The 3,725-nt window shown below is 48.7% G+C and carries 6 protein-coding genes and 1 tRNA gene; all 7 read left to right on the top strand.

All coding sequences use genetic code 11. From position 1 onward, the window contains the following. Positions 1–69: 69 nt before the first annotated feature. The 7 genes from AT710_09360 (at position 70) to AT710_09330 (ending at position 3,591) form a co-directional block, all read left to right on the top strand. On the top strand, positions 70–417 hold the full coding sequence (locus AT710_09360) for a hypothetical protein (protein KUO90211.1): 348 nt from the start codon (positions 70–72) through the stop codon (positions 415–417). Positions 418–502: 85 nt separating this feature from the next. Continuing rightward, complete coding sequence (locus AT710_09355) at positions 503–934, top strand: HIT family hydrolase (protein ID KUO90210.1); 432 nt, start codon at positions 503–505, stop codon at positions 932–934. A gap of 26 nt (positions 935–960) precedes the next feature. Beyond that, a tRNA-Ala gene (locus tag AT710_09350) sits at positions 961–1,037 on the top strand. Between the two features lie 66 nt (positions 1,038–1,103). Next, entirely contained in the window at positions 1,104–1,454 is a 351-nt protein-coding gene (locus tag AT710_09345) for a hypothetical protein (protein KUO90209.1), read from the top strand. A 39-nt stretch (positions 1,455–1,493) separates the two neighbouring features. Continuing rightward, complete coding sequence (locus AT710_09340; protein ID KUO90208.1) at positions 1,494–2,111, top strand: hypothetical protein; 618 nt, start codon at positions 1,494–1,496, stop codon at positions 2,109–2,111. Continuing rightward, a complete protein-coding gene (locus AT710_09335) occupies positions 2,104–3,342 on the top strand; it encodes a hypothetical protein (protein KUO90207.1) in 1,239 nt (412 codons plus the stop codon). Before AT710_09340 ends, AT710_09335 begins: the two co-directional genes overlap by 8 nt. A gap of 15 nt (positions 3,343–3,357) precedes the next feature. Next, on the top strand, positions 3,358–3,591 hold the full coding sequence (locus AT710_09330; GenBank protein KUO90206.1) for a hypothetical protein: 234 nt from the start codon (positions 3,358–3,360) through the stop codon (positions 3,589–3,591). Positions 3,592–3,725 lie beyond the last annotated feature (134 nt).

Raw genomic sequence — 3,725 nt, 5'->3', positions numbered from 1 at the left:
GCTTGCCTCCGTCGGCGATAAGGAACTGCCTGGAAACGTTTATTAATGGGTTATTGAATATTAATGAAAATGGGCGATATCGCCGGCGTCCTCAGCCAGGCCCAGGACATGTTCACGAGGGTATATGAATTAATGCTATCCGCCCAAAGAGGCGTATGTATACTAGACATAACATTAATGGATAGGCNCGGGGAATTAGGCAGGGTACTAACCAAGATAAGCGAGAAAACCGGAGCGGAACTATTATTATCATATGCATACGCGGACACGCGATCCAAGATTGGACACGCTATACTGATATATGAATGCGGGGGGGAGGGGGGGAGTCGAATAATTGAGGCAGCAAGGGAGGGCGGCGCAATAGTGATGGGCGCGTATTACTTATCATCAATTAATTATCGCGAGGAGCATGGTTAGGCATGAACCTAGGCTTCACATTGCCCGCCGTAATTAATGGGGGAAGAGTGAATTTTTTTAAACGGCTTCTCTAGGTTCCCCTTTGATGAGTTGCGTTTTCTGCGATATAATTAATGGGAGGGCGCCTGGGTACGTGGTTTATGAGGATGAGGATGTCGTGGCTATCCTGGATAAGCACCCGGCCGCCGAGGGGCATATACTGGTAATGCCGAGGAGGCATCATGAGAATATCTATGAGTTGCCGGATGACTTGCTCTGCAAAGTAATTAAGGCAACCAAGAAGGTGGCTCTGGCCGTGAAGGAATCACTGGGCGCAACTGGAGTAAGGGTGCTTCAGAATAATGGGGCGGATGCCGGCCAAGTGGTTTTTCACATTCATTTCCATGTGATTCCATTTTATGGTAACTATAGATGGAACAAGCATGAATTGACCCCGGAGGAGGCGGAGAGAGTGGTTTCCAGGGTGAAGCCCATGCTCTCGAGAATGGGGGTGAGCAGCAATGCCGAAAAGCATTAAAAGGATGGGGCAAGGGCCATGAATGAGGGCCGGTAGTCTAGCCTGGAAGGATATCCGCCTTGCACGCGGGAGATCGTGGGTTCAAATCCCACCCGGTCCACCATAACTGTTACCCAGTCTAATTGGTGCTGGGTGGAGACTATATTAATTGCCCACCCAATCACAGTTAATGAGTGATTCCTATATTGAGGGCATGTTGCGGGGCGATATTGCTCCCTTCATGCGTCACATAAATGCGCAGCTGCATGTTGGATCTAGATGGGAGTCGGATTACGATGATGAATTAAGCAGGTTAGCTCCACGGCTCACCGCATTGATTGATGACGCTGCCGATGCTTACTGCGTAAATGGTAGGTCCGCCGGGGTAAGCGAATTCTTCTCGGGGAATGAGTGTTTCAGCGTAATTAGCGGGGAATTACGGGACATATTGTCTTCCCCACGCAATGACTCGTATTGGCAGAGGAGGACAATGACTGCTTTAATGCTTGTTTCTCGTGGGGAGAATCCTTTTTCATGTTAATGGAAATCTTTTTATATTCTTCTATAATCAATTAATTTCGTGGAGAGGTTACTGAGGCCTAAGGAGACTTGCCAGTTGCTCAGCATTTCATACTCAACGCTCCTACGATGGATCAGGGAGGGAAAAATGAGGGCAGTAATGACTGAGGGCGGGAAGTATAGGATACCCTACAGCGAGGTAAAGAAGTACCTGGAGAGGAGGGGAGAAGTAAGGGCGGTAATTTACGCAAGGGTCTCCTCGGCGGACCAAGAGGATCTGGAGAGGCAAATAAACTACCTAACCTCATACGCAACGGCGAAGGGCTACAAGGTAGTTGATGTGATAAAAGATGTCGCCAGCGGATTGAACACACAAAGAAAGGGACTACTAAAACTCTTCAAACTAGTTGAGGAAAGGAACATTGACGTCATATTAATAACCCATAAGGATAGGTTGACGCGATTCGGTTTTGAATACCTTGAAGAATTCTTCTCAACCATGGGTGTAAGGATTGAGGCGATTCTCGGAGAAGAACCCAAGGATGCCACACAAGAACTCGTGGAGGACTTGATTTCCATAATAACCTCGTTCACTGGAAAAATCTATGGGATTAGGAGCCACAAAAAGACACTCCTAGTTCAGGGCGTAAAAAAGCTGATGGGCGAGCTAAATGGATAGGGTAGTAAGATTAAGGGTTAAGGCCGATTACAACACGTACTCTGCACTCAAGGAGGTTGAGGAGGAGTACAAGGCAATACTGGAGAATGCTGTGAATTATGGGTTTGAGAGCGGAGCTAAATCCTTTATTAGGGTTAAGGCCGGGATTTACGGGGCTGAGAGGGAGAAGCATAAGGACTTACCGTCCCACTACATTTATACCGCATGTGAGGATGCAAGCGAGAGACTGAAGAGCTTTCAAAAGTTGAGGAGGATGGGGAGGAATTACACTGATAAGCCTGAGATTAGGAGGATTACCGTCCATCTCGATGATCACTTGTGGAGGTTCAGCCTCAGTTGGGTTGAAATCTCCACAAAGAGGGGTAGGGTAAGGCTCTCCCCCATGTTTCCCAAGATCTTCTGGAGGCATTATAATGATGGTTGGAGGATGGCGAGCGAGGCTAGGTTTGGGCTGTTGAAGGGCAACGTCGTTGAGCTCTACATCATTTTCAAGAGGGATGAACCAAAGCCCTACGAGCCTGAGGGCTTAATCCCAGTTGACCTAAACGAGGACTCGGTGTCAGTTTTAATTGGAAATACGCCAGTCCTTTTGGAGACCAATACTAAGAGGATTACCCTGGGTTATGAGTATAGGAGGGAGGGGATTATGAGAGGCAAATCCACTAGGGATAGGGATGTGAGGAGGAAGTTGAGGAGGTTGAGGGAGGGGAACAAGAAGCTTGATGTTAGGAGGAAGTTGGCTAAGCTTATTGTTAAGGAGGCCCTTGAGACTGGGAGCGCCGTAGTTCTGGAGAACTTGCCGAAGAGGGCTCCGGAGCACATGGTTAGAAACATCAGAGATCCACAGCTTAGGTTGAGGATTTACCGCGCAGCCTTTGCCTCGATGAAGAGGACTATAATAGAAAAGGCTGGGGAGTATGGTGTTCCAGTGATTTTGGTTAATCCTGCCTTTACGTCGAGCAAGTGCCCCATCCATGGGGCTATGATCAACTATCGACCCGATGGGGGCAATGCTCCGAGGGTTGGTAGGTGCCCCGTGGGCGGTGAGCTCTGGCATAGGGACGTGGTTTCGCTGTATAATTTGAGGAAAAGGGCTGGAGGTGGGAGCCTCGTGCCGTTGGGCTCGACGGGGACCCATGACCCGCCTATCATAGGGCTTGGTAGGTGGCTGAGGTCCAAGTCCCTACGCTCAATCGTGAATGAATATAAAATGAGCGAAATGAGAGCGTAGGGACAAACGGTTGGCGTGGCGACAATAATTGCCTTGCCCACTCAATTATTGGTGACTCTCCTGAGCTCCGCCACTAGGAGCGGCCTCCAGTTAAGGCTGGACACGGCTAATGCATTGGAGAGAATGGCCAACTTATTATCCGTGATTTATGCGGAGGCAATTGTTCACTTAATGGCGGAGGCAGCGGGTAGTTCAATGAATATATTCGTTCAATTAATGAGGGGCTACTGGATAAGCCGCGGCAAATGAGGGCTCCTCAATATTTACCTGTGGTGCTGAGGAGCCTAAGGAACCGCATTCATTGGTTTGCATGTTATCGGTAACTACGGCAAGCAATTAATCGGCTTGTCCCCAAGTCTCTATATGTTGCTGATGCCCCTTTA

The organism is Thermocladium sp. ECH_B (assembly GCA_001516585.1).
GTDB lineage: Archaea > Thermoproteota > Thermoprotei > Thermoproteales > Thermocladiaceae > Thermocladium.
This window is presented reverse-complemented; position numbering and strand designations above follow the sequence as displayed.